This is a genomic window from Bartonella sp. MM73XJBT.G (assembly GCF_028618435.1).
GTDB lineage: Bacteria > Pseudomonadota > Alphaproteobacteria > Rhizobiales > Rhizobiaceae > Bartonella.
Window position 1 is genome coordinate 19,872 of sequence record NZ_JAQISW010000013.1, and the last position, 20,014, is coordinate 39,885.

The following is a 20,014-nucleotide window of genomic DNA, read 5'->3' on the forward strand; positions in this document are numbered from 1 at the left end:
TTCATCATGCCAAATTATTGTACTCTATTTCTTTAGTGTGATATTTTAAGAAAAATATGCACAGTCAAGTAAAAGTATTGAAGTAAAAGTATTGAAAAAGACTGTGCTATTTTATATGAGTAAAAAAACAACGTAAATCAACTAAGGTATGTTTTGTATTGCTGCTTATAGCAGCTGAAAACATTAGACCATTGGGGGGATCTAAGCTATTTTAATTTCACGTTTATCACGGCTGCTACAAATTTTATTTATGCCGTGAGGTTAATCGATATATCATCAAATTAGAATAATCTCTTCATGAAGAACACATGAGGAGCAGCTTTATAGGTGGGAAGGATGAAAGGTACGATTATTGGTCAGGATCAAGGAGATTATTTCATTTCAGGGGCTGATGGTAAGCGTTATCAATTTGCAAGTTGGGATTGGTTAGGAAAAAAAACACCAAAGGTAGGGGACACCGTTGACTTTGTATATGAAGATAATGTTGTTAAATCTGTTTTCCCTCTTTTGAGTAAATCGCAGTCGGATAAATCAAGGTTAGCAATAGCACTTGTTTGTTGGTTTTTTGGATGGTTGGGAATTCATCGCTTTATGGCAGGTAAAGTTGGAACGGGCATTGTAATGCTTCTTATAAGCCTACTAAGTATACCATTTACTATGGGGGTAGGAATACTTTTAATAACTGGGCCTTGGTCATTTATTGATTTTATAGTCATTTTATCGGGATATTTTCGGGATGAAAATGGGGATAAAATTATAAATTGGTAGAAATTTTAGAATAATATAAAATATAAAGAGTGAGGAACTTTCTTTACTTCTAATGTTGTCAATATATTAATTTAATAATGTAAATTATTTTAGTCTATGTCTTTAAATGTTAAATATTAAATAAACTTATAAATATTTAAATAAAACTATTGAAAAAGACTGTACTATTTCATATGAAAAAAGTAAAAGTTCAAATCGAACAGCGTGCTTTGTATTGCCACTTATAATTGGCGGGAATTTTAAGTTGTTGGGGGATTTTAAGCTTTTTAAATTGTCATATATCACGGTGAGTGCAGATTGTACTCATGCGGTGAGGTTTATCTAACATATGATCATATTAGAAGAAAAACTTCTTTATGAATAACAATTTTATAGGTGGTGAAAATGAAAGGTAAGATTATTAGTCAGGATCAGGGAACATATTTCATTTCAGGAGCTGATGGTAAGCGCTATCAGTTTGCAAATTGGGATTGGTCAGGAAAAAAGCCGCCGAAGGTTGGTGATATGGTTGATTTTGTGTGTGAAGGGGATACCGTTAAATCTATTTTCCCTATCTTGACTGAAGGTCAGTCACAACAATCAAAAGTGACGTTAGCAGTCGTTTGCTTTTTTTTGGGTGGATTGGGGATTCATCGTTTTATGGTTGGTAAAATTGTAACAGGCATTATAATGCTTCTTATAACTATACTAAGTATAATAACTATACCATTTTTGGGGGTTGGGCTTCTAGGGATTATTTTTATAATTATACCTTGGGTATTGATTGATTTTATAGTCATTTTAATAGGAAGTTTTAAGGACAAAAATGGGTGTAAAATCACAAGTTAGTGGGATATCCAATATTTGTAATACAAAAAGTGGGGCATTCAGCTTACTTTGATTGTATTTAAGGGGGGGGATAAATTGGTGATAACAAATTGTTTGCGTGTGTAGATTGAGTAATGAGGTGTTAATCAAAATCGTGCATAGTTAGGCAGAATATGAAGAAACTTGTTCTGTAAAGACTGTGCTATTTTATGTGGACAAAACAAAAACGTCGATCAATCAAAGTGCGCTTTGTACTACCGCTTATGACGGTGGGTGTTTTAAGCTATTTCAGTTACCACATTTATCATGGTGAGTATGGATTATATTCACGCAGTGAAGTTAATCAGCATATTAGTGAATTAGAAAAGGAGCTTCATAAAATAGAAGCTGAGCGGGAGTTCATTGAAAAGCGTATTTCTCTTTTACGTAATGGACATATTGAAAAGGATATGTTGGATGAATATGTCCGAAAGAATTTAAGTTTTTCTAAGCCAAATGAGTTGACAGTCTTAATGCCTTAAAATGATACTAAAGGTAAATAAAAAATCGCTTAATTTAAACGACAATCCGCAATGATATTGTTTAAGCCGATTGATAAGGCTTGTAACTTTTGTTCGTAAAGGTTATTCCTAAATAATCATAAAAGGGAGTTTAATATGGCAGAACGACTTAAAAAAAATTCTGCGTTGGTGGCGCGCACTGCATTATCAAGCACAACAAAGAAAGCATCAATAGCAGATTTTACAAAAGAGGAAGAAATTGATGCCTATCGTGAAATGCTTTTAATTCGCCGTTTTGAAGAAAAAGCAGGACAACTTTATGGTATGGGGCTTATTGGGGGATTTTGTCATCTTTATATTGGACAGGAAGCTGTTGTTATCGGAACATTAAAGGCAACAAAAGAAGGTGATCAGGTTATTACGTCTTACCGTGACCATGGCCATATGTTAGCTGTTGGGATGAGCCCGCGGGGCGTCATGGCAGAATTAACGGGACGCCAAGGGGGATTTTCCAAAGGCAAAGGTGGCTCGATGCATATGTTCTCTAAAGAAAAGAATTTTTATGGGGGTCATGGTATTGTTGGTGCGCAGGTTCCCATAGGTTCAGGCTTGGCATTTTCGAATCAATATCTTGGTAAAGATAATGTGACATTGGTTTATTTTGGTGATGGCGCTGCAAATCAGGGGCAGGTTTACGAAAGTTTTAATATGGCTTCACTTTGGAAGCTGCCGGTAGTTTATATTATTGAAAACAATCAGTATGCTATGGGAACATCCGTTTCACGTGCATCTGCAGAAACTGATTTTTCTCGCCGCGGTCTTTCTTTTGAAATTCCAGGCATTGTTGTTGACGGTATGGATGTTCGCTCTGTAAAAGGAGCTGCTGATGAAGCAATTTCTTGGGCTCGTTCGGGTAAAGGTCCGATCATTCTCGATATGCAAACCTATCGCTATCGTGGTCATTCCATGTCTGATCCAGCGAAATATCGCTCTAAAGAAGAAGTCCAAAAAATAAAAGAGGAACACGATCCGATTGATCAAGTAAAAAATCGGATTCTTAAACAAAATTGGGCGAGCGAAGATGCTTTAAAATCGATTGAGAAAGAAGTCCGTGCAATTGTTGCTGACGCAGCAGATTTTGCACAAAGTGATCAAGAGCCAGATGCTTCTGAGCTCTATACTGATATTTTAATTTGATGCGAGGGAAGCAAGTATGTCTATTGATATTTTGATGCCGGCGCTTTCACCAACGATGGAAGAAGGTAAACTGTCTAAATGGCTCAAGAAAGAAGGTGATAAGGTTAGCTCTGGTGACGTTATTGCTGAAATTGAAACGGATAAGGCGACAATGGAAGTAGAGGCTGTTGATGAAGGCACGCTTGGTAAAATTTTTGTGCCTGAAGGCTCTGAAGGCGTAAAGGTTAACAGTGTTATTGCAGTTTTGTTAGAAGAAGGTGAGCGTGCTGAAGATATTTCGCACCCTACAAATACAGCGCAAAAACCTGAAGTGTCCTCTCCTTCTCTTCCTTCATCAGTTCCGCAGTCTCTTGCTTTTGCACCATCTCCTGATTTTGATATTCCAGCGGGAACAGAGATGGTGACAATGACAGTTCGTGAAGCGCTTAATCAGGCTTTGGCTGAGGAAATGCGGCGTGATGAAAAGGTTTTTCTCATGGGGGAAGAAGTTGCGCAATATCAAGGAGCCTATAAGGTTAGCCAAGGTTTGTTGGAAGAATTCGGGGAACGGCGCGTTATTGATACCCCAATTACAGAACATGGTTTTGCTGGACTGGCTGTTGGAGCTGCTTTTGGAGGGTTACGTCCTATTGTCGAGTTTATGACATTTAATTTTGCTATGCAGGCAATGGATCAAATTATTAACTCAGCAGCAAAGACACGTTATATGTCTGGTGGACAAATGACAGTTCCTATGGTTTTCCGTGGTCCCAATGGCGCGGCTGCTCGTGTTGGTGCTCAACATTCTCAATGCTATGCTGCTTGGTATAGTCATATTCCAGGTTTAAAAGTTGTTATGCCTTATAGTGCTGCAGATGCAAAAGGTTTGCTAAAAGCGGCTATTCGTGATGATAATCCTGTTATTTTCCTTGAAAATGAGATTTTGTACGGGCATCAATTTGAGGTTCCTCAACTCGATGATTTTGTTTTGCCTATTGGTCGGGCACGACTTCATAAAACTGGACAAGATGTGACGATTGTTGCCTGTGGGATTGGTATGCATTATGCTGTTCAAGCATTACCAGAAATTGAAAAACTTGGTATTGACGTTGAGTTAATTGATTTACGAACCATTCGTCCGATGGATCTTCCGACAATTCTTTCTTCTGTTAAAAAGACGGGCCGTTTGGTAACAATTGAAGAGGGGTTTCCTCAGTCATCTGTAGGAACTGAAATAGCAACGCGTGTTATGCAACAGGCTTTTGATTATCTTGATGCACCAATTGCGACGATTTCTGGTAAAGATGTTCCGATGCCTTATGCTGCTAATCTTGAGAAGTTGGCTTTGCCTGATACTGCTGAAATTATTGAGGCCGTTAAGGCTGTGACGTACAGAGCATAACGGAGGAAAGCACAATGCCCATTAAAATTACAATGCCAGCGCTTTCCCCTACGATGGAAGAGGGAAATTTAACAAAATGGAATATTAAGGAGGGCGATAAGGTTTCCTCTGGGGATGTTATTGCTGAAATTGAGACGGATAAAGCGACGATGGAAGTCGAGGCCGTTGATGAGGGGACAGTTGCCAAAATTGTTGTTCCTGCCGGAACACAAGGTGTTAAAGTGAATTCTTTGATTGTTGTTTTAGCAGAAGAAGGTGAAGATTTAGCTGAAGCTGCAAAGGTTGCAGAAAAGACTTCTTCTTCTATAAGACAAGAATCAAAAGGCGAAAAACAGGCAGATTCTCTGAAGCAGACGGACTCAAAGGGGAGAAAGATGTCTCATGAATCATCTACTCAGCAATTAATACAGCAAGATAAAGAGGGGGCACGTCTTTTCGCCTCTCCCTTAGCGCGGCGATTAGCTTCTCAGGCAGGTCTTGACTTATCCCTTATTTCTGGAAGTGGTCCCCGTGGACGTATTATCAAGCGCGATGTGGAAAAAGCTATGAGCGGTGATATCTCTCAAGCTTCTTATTCATCATCAATCGGCGAGCTGGTTGCAGCAAGTATGTCTGATAAACAGATATTACAACTCTTTAAAGAGGGTGAATATACATTCACAGCTCATAATAATATGCGTAAAACAATCGCTAAACGTTTGGTTGAATCAAAGCAGACAGTGCCGCATTTTTATGTAACAATAGATTGTGAACTCGATGCATTATTGGAACTGCGTGCGCAATTGAATGCTGCTGCACCCATGATTAAGACGCAAGATGGCGCAAAGCCTGCTTATAAGCTATCTGTTAATGATATGGTTATTAAAGCTGTAGCATTTTCTTTGAAAGCCGTTCCTGATGCGAATGTTTCTTGGCTTGAAGGTGGCATACTTCATCACAAGCACTGTGATGTTGGGGTCGCTGTTTCTGTTCCAGATGGATTAATTACCCCCATTATTCGCCATGCAGAGGAAAAATCTTTATCGGTTATTTCTAATGAGATGAAAGATTATGCAAAGCGTGCACGTGAGCGCAAATTAAAAATGGAAGAATATCAGGGTGGAACAACAGCTGTATCGAATATGGGAATGTATGGCGTGAAAAGTTTTTCTGCTATTCTTAATCCGCCGCATGCGACGATTTTTGCCGTTGGTGCAGGTGAGCAACGTGCTGTTGTTAAAAATGGTGCATTAGGAATTGCGAGCATCATGTCTGTTACACTTTCCGTTGATCATCGTGCTGTTGATGGTGCACTGGCAGCAGAACTTGCACAGACTTTTAAGAAGATGATTGAAAATCCATTAGCAATGCTCATTTGAGCTGTCTTAAGTGCTTTACGTAAACTGTTTGTGTGCGTGATATATGAATATGGTAAAAGCGGATTTAAAGAGTTTGAATAGCGGTATCGCTACTGATTTAGCAAGGGTATTCCCTGTGAAGCTTAGAATGAAAGACAAAAAGAAATTTTGTCTTATTGTTTTTTTAGTTTTAAGCTTAAAGAGTGTGTATCCGTTTTGTGTATATCCATGGAGGGATTACTGTGGAAAATCTTTATGATATAATTGTAATTGGATCGGGACCTGGCGGATATGTAACCGCAATTCGTGCGGCACAATGTGGCTTTAAGACTGCAATTGTTGAACGTGAACATCTCGGGGGGATTTGCTTAAATTGGGGATGTATTCCAACAAAGGCGCTTTTGCGTTCAGCAGAAATAAAACATTTTTCTGAACATGCAAAAGATTATGGTTTAAAGATAAACGGTTCAATTGAAGCCAATATCAAAGATGTTGTAGCACGTTCGCGCGCAGTTTCTGCGCGTTTAAATGCGGGTGTTGGTTTTTTGATGAAAAAAAACAAAATTGATATCATTTGGGGTGAAGCAAAACTAACGAAGGCCGCAAAAGCAAGCCAGCTTGCGGAAATTGTGGTTTCTTCATCCTCAAAACCGGTTATACAACCACAAAATCCAATCCCTAAAGGGACATTAGGGAAGGGGACTTATCAAGCAAAACACGTCATTATTGCAACGGGTGCACGTCCTCGTATCCTTCCTGGTATTGAGCCAGATGGAAAGCTCATTTGGACTTATTTTGAAGCGATGATTCCCCCTACCATGCCAAAATCACTTTTGGTCATGGGATCTGGAGCAATTGGCATTGAATTTGCTTCCTTTTATCATGATATGGGAGCAGAGGTTACGGTTGTTGAAATGATGCCTCATATTATGCCGGCTGAAGATATTGAAATCTCCACATTCGCGCGTAAACAATTAGAGAAAAAAGGCATTCGTATTCTAAGCCAAGCAAAAGTGATAAAGGTTGAAAAAGCTACCGATTCTCTTACTGCGCATATTGATGTAAAAGGTAAAACAGAAGCGATTACAACGGATCGATTGATTTCAGCTGTTGGGGTTCAGGGTAATATTGAAAATCTTGGATTGGAAACATTAGGTATAAAAACCGATCGTGGGTGCATTGTGACCGATGAATGGAGTTGGACAGGTGTAGAGGGTATCTATGCTATCGGTGATGTCGCTGGTCCACCTATGTTGGCACATAAAGCAGAAGAAGAAGGTGTGATATGCGTTGAACGTCTCGCAGGGTTGAAGAATGTTCATCCGCTTGATAAGAAAAAAATTCCAGGCTGTACCTATTGCACACCGCAAGTTGCATCTGTTGGGCTTTCTGAGTCAGCAGCAAAAGAAGCAGGGTATGATATCCGTATTGGTCGTTATTCTTTTTCCGCAAATGGCAAGGCGATTGCTTTGGGCGAAGATCAGGGGTTAGTAAAAACGATTTTTGATAAAAAAACAGGACAGCTTCTTGGCGCCCATATGGTAGGGGCTGAGGTAACAGAACTGATACAGGGTTTTGTTATTGCCATGAATCTTGAAACAACAGAGGAAGAATTGATGCATACTGTCTTTCCCCATCCCACCTTATCGGAAATGATGAAAGAAAGTGTATTGGATGCTTATGGTCAAGTTTTAAATGCTTGATGATTGGGTTTGTGTGAAAGATCTTATATTTTTCATTACTCCTTCGTATTTATAAGGCAAAGGCTTAAATGGTTACGGTTGTTGATAGAATTACGAATAGACGTTTGCGTCATCCTGAAAAGGCTTATCGTCCGGATACAAGCGTTCAGAAAAAGCCAAATTGGATCCGTGTAAAAGCGCCAACATCACCAATTTATAAGGAAACGCATGGTATTGTACGCACCCATAAATTAGTAACCGTATGTGAAGAAGCAGGTTGTCCAAATATTGGTGAATGTTGGAGCCAACGGCATGCCAGTTTTATGATTTTAGGTGAAATATGTACGCGGGCTTGTGCATTTTGCAACGTTGCAACAGGTATTCCACTTGCTGTGGATGAGAATGAGCCAGAGCGTGTAGCAGATGCTGTTGCGCGAATGGAATTAAAACATGTCGTTATTACATCGGTTGATCGTGATGATCTTGCTGATGGTGGTGCTGAGCATTTTGCGAAAGTTATTTACGCTATTCGTCGAAAGGCTCCAAAGACAACAATTGAAGTTCTCACGCCTGATTTTCGTCATAAAGATGGGGCTTTAGAAGTTGTTGTTGCTGCTAAACCTGATGTTTTTAATCATAATTTAGAAACGGTTCCTTCTAAATATTTAAAGGTTCGTCCAGGAGCACGTTATTTTCATTCGATTCGTCTCTTACAACGCGTAAAAGAACTTGATCCGACAATTTTTACAAAATCAGGAATTATGGTTGGACTCGGAGAAGAACGAAACGAAATTCTTCAATTGATGGATGATTTACGCTCTGCAGATGTTGACTTTATGACAATTGGGCAATATTTGCAGCCTACACGAAAACATCATCCGGTTATTCGTTTTGTGCCTCCTGAAGAATTTGAGTCTTTTGCCAAAATTGGTAAAGTGAAGGGTTTTTTACATATGGCTTCCAATCCTCTGACGCGCTCATCTCATCATGCAGGCGATGATTTTGCAATTTTGCAAAAGGCACGTGATGAGAAATTTGCTTTACAGAGATAATTATGCCAACTTTTACAACACATCGGCAGATTGCTCACAGTGCTCGTGAAATGTTTGATCTTGTGTCAGATATTGAACGTTATCCTGAGTTTTTACCCATGTGTGAGGCTTTAATAATACGTTCTCGCAAAGAATGTGACGAAAAGACATTGCTTCTTGCAGATATGACCGTTGGCTATAAGGTTATTCGAGAAACGTTTACAACCCAAGTTTTTCTTCAGCCCCAAAAAGGTTTGATAGATGTTAACTATATTGATGGTCCATTTAAATATCTTGAAAATCATTGGGTCTTTCATAGTATTGAAAATACCAATACATGTAATGTAGAGTTTTTTATTGATTATGAATTTAAAAGTAAAATACTCGGACGCGTGATGGGCTCAATGTTTGATATTGCATTTCGTAAATTTACTGATGCTTTTGAAAAGCGTGCCCATCAGATTTATGGTTCTGCTGTAACATGATCTATTCCGTTATTTTTTAACAATACCCATTACTGCTTATGAAGGCGTAAAGAGGAAAATTGATTTCCATCTTTATGATCTCTTTCTTTTTTAGGGATTTTTTTTACAGAACATCACAATATTATTAAACAATCTATTGATTTATAATAATATTTTTTTATTCATATTGAATTAAAATTCTTAATACCATAATAGGATTCTCTCGTTCCAGATCTGTTTTATTTTTATGTTGAATTACTCAAAATCATACAGTTTTACCAACTTATAGTGTGCAAACGAGTGCTCTTGATTAATTCAACATAAACAGGACAGGGAGATAATTTTATGATATTTAGGTCTTGTATTTCTGAGTTTGGGTACAGTAAATTATTTTTTCAAGATGTTGATGGTTATGGAATCTCAATGTTTAATAGAGAGTTTTGAAATTGGTATGGGAATTCAGTGAAGTAATTGTAGAATCATTTGAAAAGCGTTTTCAACAGTTGCATGGCGTATAGCGTTACGATCAAGATGACCAAAGTGTATTTCTTTATGCAAGGGAGAGTGATTTTTGCAAGCAACAGCGAAATGCACAAGTCCTACAGGTTTGTTTAGACTTGCACCTCCTGGACCTGCAATTCCTGTCACAGAAACGGCAATGTCAGCTTGTGAATGTTTTAATCCACCTTTAGCCATTGCAAGAGCAACTTCTTTTGAAACGGCACCATAGGTTTTTATAAGTTCAGCATCTACGCCAACAAGGCGTGTCTTAGCTTCATTTGAATAAACAACAAATCCACAATCGAGAACATCTGACGATCCTGCAATATTTGTGAGGCTTGCAGCAATGAGTCCTCCCGTACAAGATTCTACAGTTGTTAAAAGTAAACCCTTTTGGCGACAGGTATTAAGAACTTCATGCGCTTGTTTTTCACAAAAATATGTCATTTGGGAATTTCTCCTGGATAAAGAATACTAGCTGTTGCCAAAGCCGCAATACCTTCACCACGACCAAGAAATCCAAGCTTTTCGTTCGTTGTTGCTTTAATAGAGATTCGATCAGGTGAAATTGTGAGAATGCGCATAAGATTTTCCATCATTGTTTGACGATAGGGGCCGATTTTTGGTTCTTCGGCGATCAAAGTGATATCCACATTAGCGATACGACCACCCGCTTGTGTAACAATATCAAGAGCATGACGGAGAAAAATTTCTGATGATACACTTTTCCATTGAGGATCAGAGGGAGAAAAATGTGTGCCGATATCTCCTGCTCCTTGCGTAGCAAGAAGAGCATCTGTTAAGGCATGAAGAGCAACATCTGCATCGGAGTGTCCATTTAATTTTTTATGAAAAGGAATTTTTATGCCACATAATACAACAAAAGTTCCTTTTTCGAATGCGTGAACATCATAGCCATTGCCAGTACGGATATCAGGAAACATTTGCATTTTTTTCTGGAGATATAAATGGGCGGTATCAAAATCTTTGTGCCATGTAATTTTTATATTATGAGGATCACCTGGAACAGTTAGCATAGGAATCCCAAACCATTCGGCAATTGCGCAATCATCAGTAAAGTTTTCTTTACAAACTTTTTTTGCTTGTTTATGGGCAGCTAAAATGAGATCAAAGGGAAAACACTGTGGCGTTTGTGCACTATAAAGATGGGTACGAGAAATTGTTTCTAAAACATGCTTATGATTGACGCGTTTAAGGGTATCAGAAATGGGGAGAACAGGAAGAACGCCTTCTTGAGGTGTGATAGTGTTATGAATGTTATCAAGGAGCTTATTTTCGATAAAGGGGCGTGCACCATCATGAATATGCACATATTGGGGATTGAATTTTTTAAGCGCTTGAAGTCCATGTAAGGTAGAGATTTGACGTGTATTGCCTCCTTCCACGATAATAAGGCGTTCTTTAAATTCGGCGAGTGCTTGTTCACAGACTTTATGATCTTCTGGATGAATAACGAGGATAATTGTTGTAATAGCTGGATGCTGCAAAAAACAATGTACGGTGTGATAAATAATCGGCTTTTGTCCTAGAAGCCGATATTGTTTTGGAGTTTCATGGGGAGATCCTGCTCTTTCACCACGTCCAGCGGCTAATATGATTGCTGCAATAGAAATACTAAATCTCCTTATGTTATAATTTCAATTTATTATTTATTAACTTTAAAATGATTTTGAAAGGATGGTCGTTGTAGATCAGCAAGGGATATCACGGATAAAACCTCAAAAAAAGCATTTAATGCTTTTTGAAGGGCGGTGTTTAAACCACAAAAATCGATCAATGGACAATCGGATTCTGCATTATTGAAACATTCTGCGAGGGAAAAGTTATCTTCTGTTACTTTCAAAACATCAGCAACGGAAATCTCTTCTGCGGGTTTAGCCAATTTAACACCACCATTGCGTCCACGCACTGTTTGTATAAAACCTGCTTGAACAAGCGGTTGAAGGATTTTAAATAAAAAAAGTTCCGAAACAGCGTATGTTTTAGCAATTTCTGGAACACGACTGAGTGATCCCTGATTATCTGCACAGTACATGAGCATTCGAAGAGCATAATTTGTTTGTTTTGTTAATCGCATCTTATTTCCTTTGTAAAGTATCGTCGAACGCAGTTTATTTTAAAGATATTTTGCAAAATTAAGAAGTTCTTCCTTATTGATTATATTTATTTGCTCTATTTTAAATGGAGTATTACTATTGTCAATTTTTGTCACAAAAGGTTATATGAGAATAATGAGATAAGGATCTGTAAGCTTATGATGAATGCAACATCTGTGACGAATCCTCAAGATATCGATAAAAACACTCATAACGATGAGTTGTATCGTTTGAGTAAGGTATATATCTTTTTAGGGATTGCAATTATTGTATTGGCTTTACTTACAGCCTCTATTTCGTTTATCATTCTCATTGGATTGACCCCTATTGTTCCTAGTAGAACAGTAACCCTTATTCTTATAGGGATCAATAGTTTTTGGGTTTTAGGGCTTGTTGTCATCGTTTTTTATGAGATGATTCCCATCATTCGAGCTTGGCGTTCAAGGCGTGCAGGCTCGCGTCTTCATGTGCGCCTTATTTCATTGTTTGCACTTGTTGCGACCATGCCAGCTGTTGCTGTCGCTCTTGTATCGGGTCCAGCACTAAATTTAGGACTAGATCGATGGTTTGATACAACAACACGGCAAATTGTCGGTTCTTCTATTGATTTAGCAAATGCTTATGCAGATGAAATGCTTCAAAATTTAAAAAATTTATCCTACGCGATGGCGTTTGCACTTGATAACAAAAAACTTTTAGAACGTAATCCAGCTGAATATCGGATGCAATTAACGCGTCATGCTCTAGGACGCAATTTGCGTGGTGCATTTTTGTTAAGTTCTAGCGGAACGATTTTTGTATCAAGTGCTCTTGGTGATGAGGATAAACTACCAATTCCTCCTTCGTACCTTATCGAGCGTGCAACCAGTGAGAGGCCTTTTTCTTTTCAACCAGGCGTGCATGATTATTTCGGTATTATTTTAAAATTTAACAATATTCCAAACACATTTTTATATTTAGTGCGTGACGTTGATAAAGGCGTTTTATCAGCTTTACGTTTGACAGAAGTTAATACAGATCGTTATCGTGATTTAAATGAAAATCGCCTACTGACACAAATTGCATTTGGTATGCTTTATTTATGTCTTTTTTTTAGTTTATTCTTATCTGCTATTTGGGCGGCTATTGCTGTTGCTGATCGTTTAGTTCGTCCTATTCGTCTTCTCATTAGTGCTGCTGATGATGTTGCGTCTGGGAATATGGAAATTTTTGTGCCAGTGCGAGCAAAAGATGGGGATATTGGACAATTATCCAAAACTTTTAATTACATGGTCAGTGAATTGAAAAGCCGGCGTAATGAGTTGATTGCAGTACGTGATCAAATTGATGAGAGACGACGTTTTTCTGAAGCTGTGTTATCGGGCGTAACAGCGGGAGTCGCAGGTATCGATGATAATGGTGATATTACAATTATCAATCGATCCATTGAAACGATGTTTGATATTCGCTTTGAACAGGTTGTTGGACAAAGTCTTTTATCTTTAAGTGCTGAAATTTGGCAGGTTTTTCAGTTTGCACGTTCATTGGGGCGTAAAAATCATCGTGAGCAGGTCACTTTAAACGTTGCAGGAAAAGAGCGTGTTTGTAATGTTCAAGTTACAATGGAAGAGGATGATGGACAGGGGCAATCTTGGGTTTTAACAATTGATGATATTACAGATCTCGTTGCAGCGCAACGCACAGCGGCGTGGGCGGATATTGCGCGGCGTATTGCACACGAAATTAAAAATCCACTCACACCTATTCAGTTATCCGCTGAACGTATTCGCAAACGTTATAACAAAGTTATTACACAAGATAAAGAGGTCTTTGAGCGGTGTATTGACACAATTATTCGCCAAGTTGGAGATATTGGGCGTATGGTTGATGAGTTTTCTTCTTTTGCACGGATGCCCAAACCGCAAATGCATGTTTTAGATATACGTGAATTGTTGCGTGAAGCATGTTTCTTGATAGAAGTGACGCGACATGATATTCAATTTGAGCAAGACTTAGGAAGTCTACCCCTTATGGGTGCATTTGATAATCGTCTTATTGTTCAGGCTTTTTGCAACGTTATTAAAAATGCGAGCGAATCCATAGATTCGGTTATGCGAGAGGAAAATATTCACGGTCATATCCTTGTCCGTTCTTATCGTCAAGAAGAATGGGTGGTTGTGGATGTTGTTGATAACGGGAAAGGACTTCCTAAAGAGCAAAGACAAAAGTTATTAGAGCCCTATATAACAACGCGGGAGAAAGGAACAGGACTCGGGCTAGCCATTGTGCGCAAAGTTATTGAAGATCACGGAGGCTCCATGGAGCTTCATGATGCACCGGAGAGTTTTTATAAAGGTCGTGGTGCGATGATCCGTTTGATATTTCCCTCAGATGGGGGGAAGCAGGGTAGTATTATACAAGCCATAAATCATAAGATAGGGGAATAGTATGGTATCAGATATCTTGATTGTTGATGATGAAGCAGATATTCGTGAGCTTGTTGCTGGTATTTTAGATGATGAGGGTTATGAAACGCGTGTTGCTTGTAACTCTGATGAAGCGTTAGCTCAAATTAGTGAGCGTATTCCAAAACTCATTTTTTTAGATATTTGGTTACAAGGGAGTCGCCTCGATGGTTTAGCACTACTTGATGAAATTAAGATACAATATCCAGCTCTTCCGGTGGTTATGATCTCTGGTCATGGTAATATTGAGACGGCTGTTTCAGCTATAAAGCGTGGGGCCTATGATTTCATTGAAAAACCTTTTAAAGCTGATAGACTTGTATTGGTTGCAGAAAGAACACTTGAAAACTCAAATTTAAAACGTGAGCTTTCAGAATTGAGAAAACGTTCAAGTGAGACATTGGAGCTGATAGGAAAATCGACAGTTATAAGAAATTTGCGTCACATCATAGAAAAAGTAGCACCAACCAATAGTCGCATCATGATAACAGGTCCTTCAGGAGCGGGAAAAGAGACTGTTGCACGAACTATTCATGCTCTCTCAACACGTTCAAATGGGCCATTTGTTACAATAAATGCGGCAACGATTACGCCGGACAGAATGGAAATAGAGTTGTTTGGCAGCGAAATGGAGGGAAGAGAGCGTAAGATCGGTGCTTTAGAGGAAGCCCATGGTGGGATACTTTATCTTGATGAAGTTGCTGATATGCCGCGTGAAACTCAGGGTAAGATTCTGCGGGTATTAACGGGACAGACATTTGAGAGAGTTGGTGGTACAAAACGTGTTAAGGTGGATGTTCGTATCATTTCTTCAACGGCGCAAAATCTTGAAAACCTCATTTCTGACGGGCGTTTTAGAGAAGATCTTTTCCACCGCCTTTCGGTTGTTCCTATTACTGTTCCACCATTATCAGCGCGTTGTGAAGATATTCCCGAACTTGTACATTATTTTGTAAAAACAATATCGCAGCAGGTTGGAATTAAGCCGCGTAAAATCAGTGATGATGTGATCGCTATTTTGCAAACGTATGCTTGGCCGGGTAATGTACGGCAATTACGCAATAATATTGAGCGTCTTCTTATTCTTGTACGGGATGGTGATGGTCCGATAACAGCGGATGTTCTTCCCAGTGAAGTGAGTGATCCTTTACCTCGTCTTCAAATGGATTCGGATGAAAGTATCATGGATTTACCGTTGCGTGAAGCACGAGAATTGTTTGAAAAGAGATATTTAGTGGCACAGATTGGGCGTTTGGGTGGAAATATATCGCGTACTGCTGAATTTATAGGCATGGAGCGTTCAGCTTTGCACCGTAAGCTTAAAGCGCTTGGAGTTTCTTGAAGTTATGCGTGTTATTATTTGCGGTGCAGGACAGGTTGGTTATGGGATAGCAGAGCGTCTTGCTGCTGAAAATCACGATGTTACTGTTATTGATATTGAAACCAAATTAATTGAAAAAATTCGCTATACATTGGATGTGAGAGGTTTTGTTGGTCATGGTTCTCGTCCTGAAGTTCTTTTGGCTGCAGATGCAGACAAAGCTGATATGTTGATTGCTGTCACTTTGTTTGATGAAGTAAATATGGTCGCTTGTCAGGTCGCTCATTCATTATTTGATATTCCCACAAAAATTGCTCGTATTCGCTCACAATCTTATTTAGAACCCCGCTATAAGACACTTTTTTCCAGAGAGAATATTCCCATAGATGTGGTTATTTCACCAGAAGTTGAAGTTGGAGAAATGGTTTTACGTCGTATTGCTCTGCCTGGTGCAATAGATGTTCTTTATTTTTGTAATGATGATATTGTTGCGCTCGCTTTGGAGTGTATGGAAGATTGTCCGGTCATTAATACACCTTTGCGTCAATTAACAGAGCTTTTTCCAGATCTTAACACGACGGTTACCGCTATTAAACGTGGCTCCGAATTATTGATTGCACATTCAGAAACGCAATTACGCGTTGGTGATATAACCTATCTTGTTGTTGCTCGTGAGCAGATGCGTCGTGCTGTTGGGCTCTTTGGTCATAAAGAACAAGATGCCCACCGCATGATTATTGCAGGAGGCGGGCACATTGGCCTTTATGTTGCTCAAGCGATTGAAAAGCGTCTTCATAAATTAAAATTGAAGATTATAGAATCTCAGAGAGAAAGAGCCCTCACGATTGCTGATCAACTTGAAAAAACAACCGTTTTATATGGTAATGTGTTAGATCCAGTGATTCTTCAAGATGCGGGAATTGATCAGGCCGACTTAATGATTACATTGACCAATCAGGATCAGGTTAATCTTTTAAGCGCTATTATTGCTAAAAGATTGGGTTGCAAAGCCAATATGGTATTAATTAATAATGTTGCCTATCAAGAGTTTAGCCGCGCCGTTGGTGTGGATGCCTATCTTAATCCTCATAGCGTTACAATATCAAAAATTTTGCAACAAATGCGTCGTGGTCGTATTCGCTCTGTTCATTCAGTTTTTAATGGTCGAGCAGAAATTATTGAAGCGGAAGTGATGCAAACATCTTCATTGGTTGGTAAGTCATTATCAGAGCTTAATTTATCAGATGGTTTGAGAATTGGAGCAATTTATCGTAATAAGACAATCATACAACTTTCAGCAGAGGCGCGTATTTTGTCTGGTGATCGGATCGTGATTTTTGCCCTTGCTGATAGAGTACGTGATGTTGAACAACTTTTTCGCGTAAGTTTGGAATATTTTTGATCTAGTACCTATGGATATTTGCACTTTTGGGTATCGGGGACAATTGAGATTGGTTGATGGACTTTGTTTGTCTTTAATGATAAAAACTGGGCAATGCTTTAAGCTTTTTAGTTACGATAAAAAAATAGAGAATCTTTCCGCTAGTATTGAATTATGGCAGCAGAATCAATTCTACCACGCTCAGCAATTTACCGCCTTGATCCCAATTTTTTTGATGATAAACCAGGATGTACAATAGTTCAGTTCTCGGTTTTTTTTTCGTGTTATGTTGATGAAATATCAACAAGGAGTTTGGTTAGATACAGATGTTTATCTCGTTAAACAGTTTCATCCAGATGTGAATAAAGTTTGGTTGGCAAGAGAAAATCATATAAGAATACGCGTTTCTGCCCTTTATTTTCTCCTCAATAACCCTATTGTAAAAGTGTTTGAAGATTATTGGACAAGTAGGAAATTATTCCTCATGAGCTTGGGTTTTAAGCGTCGTGTTTGGAGACCATTCTGGTTAAAGAGAAAAAATGCCAATTTTACCGGGCAATTTTGGTGTTAAGATATTTGGAAATGATGGTATTTCACGGTTAGAAAAACAATATATTTTTCACGAGGCAAAGGAAATTTTTTATTATTGGACAGAGCGAAAAACTGAGTACATCTTTGAACCAGCTTTTGGCATAAAACCGCTTACAGATTTACGCTTGATAGGATTTCATATTCACAGAAAGACTAAGACTACGCAAAGACCTAAGGAAGGAAGTTTTTATCACTGGGCAGTCTCTTGCATTCCTGAAGTTCATAATTTGTTTAGGTAGAGTTATTATCACTATTTTAACCATTGAGATTTTAATCTATCTTAAACGGCTCTTGATTGTCGCTTGCACAAGAGAGTAATGTTAGCCTATGGATAAAAATATTGAATGTGTAAAGAGCGATTGTTATATGACAAGGAAATAAAAATATGAGTGATCCAATGAAAACAGCATTAAGCCTTGTGCCTATAGTTATTGAACAAACCAATCGTGGTGAACGGGCCTATGATATTTTTTCCCGTCTTTTAAAGGAGCGGATTATTTTTATTAATGGCCCTGTTGAAGATGGTATGGCGATGCTTGTTTGTGCACAATTACTTTTCTTGGAAGCCGAAAACCCTAAAAAAGAAATTAGTCTTTATATTAATTCTCCAGGGGGTGTTGTGACCTCTGGAATGGCTATTTATGATACTATGCAGTTTATTCGCCCTCCTGTTTCTACACTTTGCATGGGGCAGGCAGCATCTATGGGATCATTATTGTTAACAGCTGGAGGAAAAGGTCATCGTTTTACATTGCCAAATGCACGTATTATGGTGCATCAACCTTCTGGTGGTTTTCAAGGTCAGGCTTCAGATATTGAGCGACATGCACAAGATATTATAAAGATGAAACGGCGTTTAAATGAAATTTATGTTCAACATACAGGTCAAGATTATGAGGTTATTGAAAGAACGCTTGATCGCGATCATTTTATGACAGCAGAAGAAGCTAAAGCATTTGGTTTGGTTGATGATGTTATACAGTATCGTGCAGAAACTGAAAAAGAAGAAAAAGATTAAGAGTTTTTATAGAAAAAACAGCTACTTTAAATAAAGAGTTTAATAGAAAATATCGCAAAAATTAGGAGAAACACCTAAAAATATTAAGACATTTATGATTTTCTATATGTCTTTTAGTTTTCATGATGAAAAGCTTCCTTTGAAAAGGCGAAGTATTCATATATCGTGGTGAAAGGAAAGAAAAATGAGCAAAATTAGCAATAGCGGGAACGAATCAAAAAATACTCTCTATTGCTCGTTCTGCGGCAAGAGTCAACATGAGGTGCGTAAGCTCATTGCGGGGCCTACTGTATTTATCTGTGATGAATGTGTAGAGCTTTGCATGGATATTATTCGGGAAGAAAACAAGTCTTCTGGGGTTAAGGTGCGTGATGGTGTTCCTACTCCACAGGAAATTATAACAGTTCTTGATGATTATGTTATTGGTCAGCAGTATGCAAAGCGTGTTCTTTCTGTTGCCGTTCATAATCATTATAAACGGTTGGCGCATCAGTCTAAAAGCAATGATATTGAATTGGCTAAATCAAATATTCTTCTTGTTGGTCCAACGGGCTGCGGTAAAACTTATCTTGCACAAACATTAGCACGTATTATTGATGTTCCTTTTACAATGGCGGATGCGACCACTTTAACTGAAGCAGGTTATGTGGGGGAAGATGTTGAAAATATTATTTTAAAACTTCTTCAAGCGGCGGATTATAACGTTGAACGTGCGCAGCGTGGTATTGTTTATATTGATGAGGTTGATAAGATTTCTCGTAAGGCTGACAATCCTTCTATTACAAGAGATGTTTCTGGAGAAGGAGTTCAGCAAGCTTTATTAAAAATTATGGAAGGAACGATTGCTTCTGTTCCTCCACAAGGTGGACGTAAACATCCCCAACAAGAGTTCCTTCAGGTTGACACCACAAACATTTTATTTATTTGTGGGGGGGCTTTTGCAGGTTTAGAGCGGATTATTTCAGGACGTGGTGAAAAAACTTCCATTGGTTTTTCTGCGACTGTTAAGGCTCCTGATGAACGTTGTGTTGGTGAAATTTTTCGTGATTTAGAGCCTGAAGATCTTATAAAGTTTGGTTTAATACCAGAATTTATAGGGCGTCTTCCTATCGTTGCTACCTTAGAGGATTTAGACGTTAACGCTCTCGTGCAAATTTTGTCACAACCTAAAAATGCATTGGTAAAGCAATATCAGCGTCTTTTTGAAATGGAAAATGTTGAGTTAGCATTTCACGAAGATGCTTTACGTGCTATCGCGAAGAAAGCAATTGAACGTAAAACTGGTGCACGTGGTTTACGTTCCATTATGGAGAAGATCCTTCTTGAGACGATGTTTGAATTACCAGCTCTTGAAGGGGTTCAAAAAGTGGTTATTTCAAGCGATGTTGTTCATGGGAAAGCGAGTCCTCTTTATATTTACTCAGAACGTGCAGAAGATAAAGAGAATGTATCAGCATGACATTGCTGCGATATA

The 20,014-nt window shown here is 38.6% G+C and carries 17 protein-coding genes and 1 pseudogene; 15 read left to right on the forward strand and 3 right to left on the reverse strand.

Annotation, left to right across the window (positions count from 1 at the left end; genetic code table 11):
* Positions 1 to 336: 336 nt before the first annotated feature.
* From PVV59_RS07155 to PVV59_RS07195, 9 genes are all read left to right on the forward strand, one after another.
* The gene (locus tag PVV59_RS07155; protein ID WP_273755494.1) at positions 337 to 768 is read left to right on the forward strand and encodes a TM2 domain-containing protein; all 432 of its coding nucleotides are present in this window, start codon (positions 337 to 339) and stop codon (positions 766 to 768) included.
* 384 nt (positions 769 to 1,152) lie between these two features.
* The gene (locus tag PVV59_RS07160) at positions 1,153 to 1,596 is read left to right on the forward strand and encodes a TM2 domain-containing protein (protein WP_273755472.1); all 444 of its coding nucleotides are present in this window, start codon (positions 1,153 to 1,155) and stop codon (positions 1,594 to 1,596) included.
* 188 nt (positions 1,597 to 1,784) lie between these two features.
* Positions 1,785 to 2,096 (forward strand): septum formation initiator family protein, encoded by a 312-nt coding sequence (locus PVV59_RS07165; RefSeq protein WP_273755473.1) that lies wholly within the window; start codon positions 1,785 to 1,787, stop codon positions 2,094 to 2,096.
* Positions 2,097 to 2,231: 135 nt separating this feature from the next.
* Positions 2,232 to 3,272, forward strand: a complete 1,041-nt coding sequence (gene pdhA, locus PVV59_RS07170; protein WP_273755474.1) for a pyruvate dehydrogenase (acetyl-transferring) E1 component subunit alpha — start codon at positions 2,232 to 2,234, stop codon at positions 3,270 to 3,272.
* Between the two features lie 16 nt (positions 3,273 to 3,288).
* The gene (locus PVV59_RS07175) at positions 3,289 to 4,653 is read left to right on the forward strand and encodes a pyruvate dehydrogenase complex E1 component subunit beta (protein ID WP_273755475.1); all 1,365 of its coding nucleotides are present in this window, start codon (positions 3,289 to 3,291) and stop codon (positions 4,651 to 4,653) included.
* Positions 4,654 to 4,667: 14 nt separating this feature from the next.
* Positions 4,668 to 6,011: a pyruvate dehydrogenase complex dihydrolipoamide acetyltransferase gene (locus tag PVV59_RS07180; RefSeq protein WP_273755476.1), complete on the forward strand. Its 1,344-nt coding sequence runs from the start codon at positions 4,668 to 4,670 to the stop codon at positions 6,009 to 6,011.
* 221 nt (positions 6,012 to 6,232) lie between these two features.
* Positions 6,233 to 7,693, forward strand: a complete 1,461-nt coding sequence (gene lpdA / locus PVV59_RS07185) for a dihydrolipoyl dehydrogenase (protein ID WP_273755477.1) — start codon at positions 6,233 to 6,235, stop codon at positions 7,691 to 7,693.
* Positions 7,694 to 7,761: 68 nt separating this feature from the next.
* Complete coding sequence (gene lipA / locus PVV59_RS07190) at positions 7,762 to 8,724, forward strand: lipoyl synthase (RefSeq protein ID WP_273755478.1); 963 nt, start codon at positions 7,762 to 7,764, stop codon at positions 8,722 to 8,724.
* 2 nt (positions 8,725 to 8,726) lie between these two features.
* A complete protein-coding gene (locus PVV59_RS07195) occupies positions 8,727 to 9,188 on the forward strand; it encodes a type II toxin-antitoxin system RatA family toxin (protein ID WP_273755479.1) in 462 nt (153 codons plus the stop codon).
* Positions 9,189 to 9,626: 438 nt separating this feature from the next.
* Here the strand turns inward: PVV59_RS07195 and PVV59_RS07200 are convergent, their stop codons facing one another.
* Genes PVV59_RS07200 through rirA form a run of 3 tightly spaced genes read right to left on the reverse strand, consistent with a single transcriptional unit; the run spans position 9,627 to position 11,766 of the window.
* Complete coding sequence (locus PVV59_RS07200; protein WP_273755480.1) at positions 9,627 to 10,115, reverse strand: CinA family protein; 489 nt, start codon at positions 10,113 to 10,115, stop codon at positions 9,627 to 9,629.
* Positions 10,112 to 11,302, reverse strand: coding sequence for a bifunctional 2-C-methyl-D-erythritol 4-phosphate cytidylyltransferase/2-C-methyl-D-erythritol 2,4-cyclodiphosphate synthase (locus PVV59_RS07205; protein ID WP_273755495.1), 1,191 nt, complete (start codon positions 11,300 to 11,302; stop codon positions 10,112 to 10,114). Before PVV59_RS07205 ends, PVV59_RS07200 begins: the two co-directional genes overlap by 4 nt.
* 32 nt (positions 11,303 to 11,334) lie before the next feature.
* Positions 11,335 to 11,766, reverse strand: a complete 432-nt coding sequence (gene rirA, locus PVV59_RS07210) for an iron-responsive transcriptional regulator RirA (RefSeq protein ID WP_273755481.1) — start codon at positions 11,764 to 11,766, stop codon at positions 11,335 to 11,337.
* 180 nt (positions 11,767 to 11,946) lie between these two features.
* Here rirA and PVV59_RS07215 point away from each other — a divergent pair, with 180 nt between their 5' ends.
* The 6 genes and pseudogenes from PVV59_RS07215 (at position 11,947) to clpX (ending at position 19,999) form a co-directional block, all read left to right on the forward strand.
* The gene (locus PVV59_RS07215) at positions 11,947 to 14,211 is read left to right on the forward strand and encodes a PAS domain-containing sensor histidine kinase (RefSeq protein ID WP_273755496.1); all 2,265 of its coding nucleotides are present in this window, start codon (positions 11,947 to 11,949) and stop codon (positions 14,209 to 14,211) included.
* 1 nt (position 14,212) lies between these two features.
* Complete coding sequence (locus tag PVV59_RS07220; RefSeq protein WP_273755482.1) at positions 14,213 to 15,571, forward strand: sigma-54 dependent transcriptional regulator; 1,359 nt, start codon at positions 14,213 to 14,215, stop codon at positions 15,569 to 15,571.
* A 4-nt stretch (positions 15,572 to 15,575) separates the two neighbouring features.
* The gene (trkA, locus tag PVV59_RS07225; protein ID WP_273755483.1) at positions 15,576 to 16,952 is read left to right on the forward strand and encodes a Trk system potassium transporter TrkA; all 1,377 of its coding nucleotides are present in this window, start codon (positions 15,576 to 15,578) and stop codon (positions 16,950 to 16,952) included.
* 10 nt (positions 16,953 to 16,962) lie between these two features.
* Positions 16,963 to 17,761 (forward strand): annotated as a pseudogene (locus PVV59_RS07230) (hypothetical protein).
* A 146-nt stretch (positions 17,762 to 17,907) separates the two neighbouring features.
* Positions 17,908 to 18,540, forward strand: a complete 633-nt coding sequence (gene clpP / locus PVV59_RS07235) for an ATP-dependent Clp endopeptidase proteolytic subunit ClpP (RefSeq protein ID WP_273755484.1) — start codon at positions 17,908 to 17,910, stop codon at positions 18,538 to 18,540.
* A 184-nt stretch (positions 18,541 to 18,724) separates the two neighbouring features.
* Positions 18,725 to 19,999: an ATP-dependent Clp protease ATP-binding subunit ClpX gene (gene clpX, locus PVV59_RS07240; protein WP_273755485.1), complete on the forward strand. Its 1,275-nt coding sequence runs from the start codon at positions 18,725 to 18,727 to the stop codon at positions 19,997 to 19,999.
* Positions 20,000 to 20,014 lie beyond the last annotated feature (15 nt).

What these genes read in the sequence shown, in the direction of transcription:
- PVV59_RS07155 (WP_273755494.1), top strand. Translation starts at nt 337, where the DNA reads ATGAAAGGTACGATTATTGGTCAGGATCAAGGAGATTATTTCATTTCA.
- PVV59_RS07160 (WP_273755472.1), top strand. Translation starts at nt 1,153, where the DNA reads ATGAAAGGTAAGATTATTAGTCAGGATCAGGGAACATATTTCATTTCA.
- PVV59_RS07165 (WP_273755473.1), top strand. Translation starts at nt 1,785, where the DNA reads ATGTGGACAAAACAAAAACGTCGATCAATCAAAGTGCGCTTTGTACTA.
- pdhA (WP_273755474.1), top strand. Translation starts at nt 2,232, where the DNA reads ATGGCAGAACGACTTAAAAAAAATTCTGCGTTGGTGGCGCGCACTGCA.
- PVV59_RS07175 (WP_273755475.1), top strand. Translation starts at nt 3,289, where the DNA reads ATGTCTATTGATATTTTGATGCCGGCGCTTTCACCAACGATGGAAGAA.
- PVV59_RS07180 (WP_273755476.1), top strand. Translation starts at nt 4,668, where the DNA reads ATGCCCATTAAAATTACAATGCCAGCGCTTTCCCCTACGATGGAAGAG.
- lipA (WP_273755478.1), top strand. Translation starts at nt 7,762, where the DNA reads ATGGTTACGGTTGTTGATAGAATTACGAATAGACGTTTGCGTCATCCT.
- PVV59_RS07195 (WP_273755479.1), top strand. Translation starts at nt 8,727, where the DNA reads ATGCCAACTTTTACAACACATCGGCAGATTGCTCACAGTGCTCGTGAA.
- PVV59_RS07200 (WP_273755480.1), bottom strand. Translation starts at nt 10,115, where the DNA reads ATGACATATTTTTGTGAAAAACAAGCGCATGAAGTTCTTAATACCTGT.
- rirA (WP_273755481.1), bottom strand. Translation starts at nt 11,766, where the DNA reads ATGCGATTAACAAAACAAACAAATTATGCTCTTCGAATGCTCATGTAC.
- PVV59_RS07215 (WP_273755496.1), top strand. Translation starts at nt 11,947, where the DNA reads ATGAATGCAACATCTGTGACGAATCCTCAAGATATCGATAAAAACACT.
- PVV59_RS07220 (WP_273755482.1), top strand. Translation starts at nt 14,213, where the DNA reads ATGGTATCAGATATCTTGATTGTTGATGATGAAGCAGATATTCGTGAG.
- trkA (WP_273755483.1), top strand. Translation starts at nt 15,576, where the DNA reads ATGCGTGTTATTATTTGCGGTGCAGGACAGGTTGGTTATGGGATAGCA.
- clpP (WP_273755484.1), top strand. Translation starts at nt 17,908, where the DNA reads ATGAGTGATCCAATGAAAACAGCATTAAGCCTTGTGCCTATAGTTATT.
- clpX (WP_273755485.1), top strand. Translation starts at nt 18,725, where the DNA reads ATGAGCAAAATTAGCAATAGCGGGAACGAATCAAAAAATACTCTCTAT.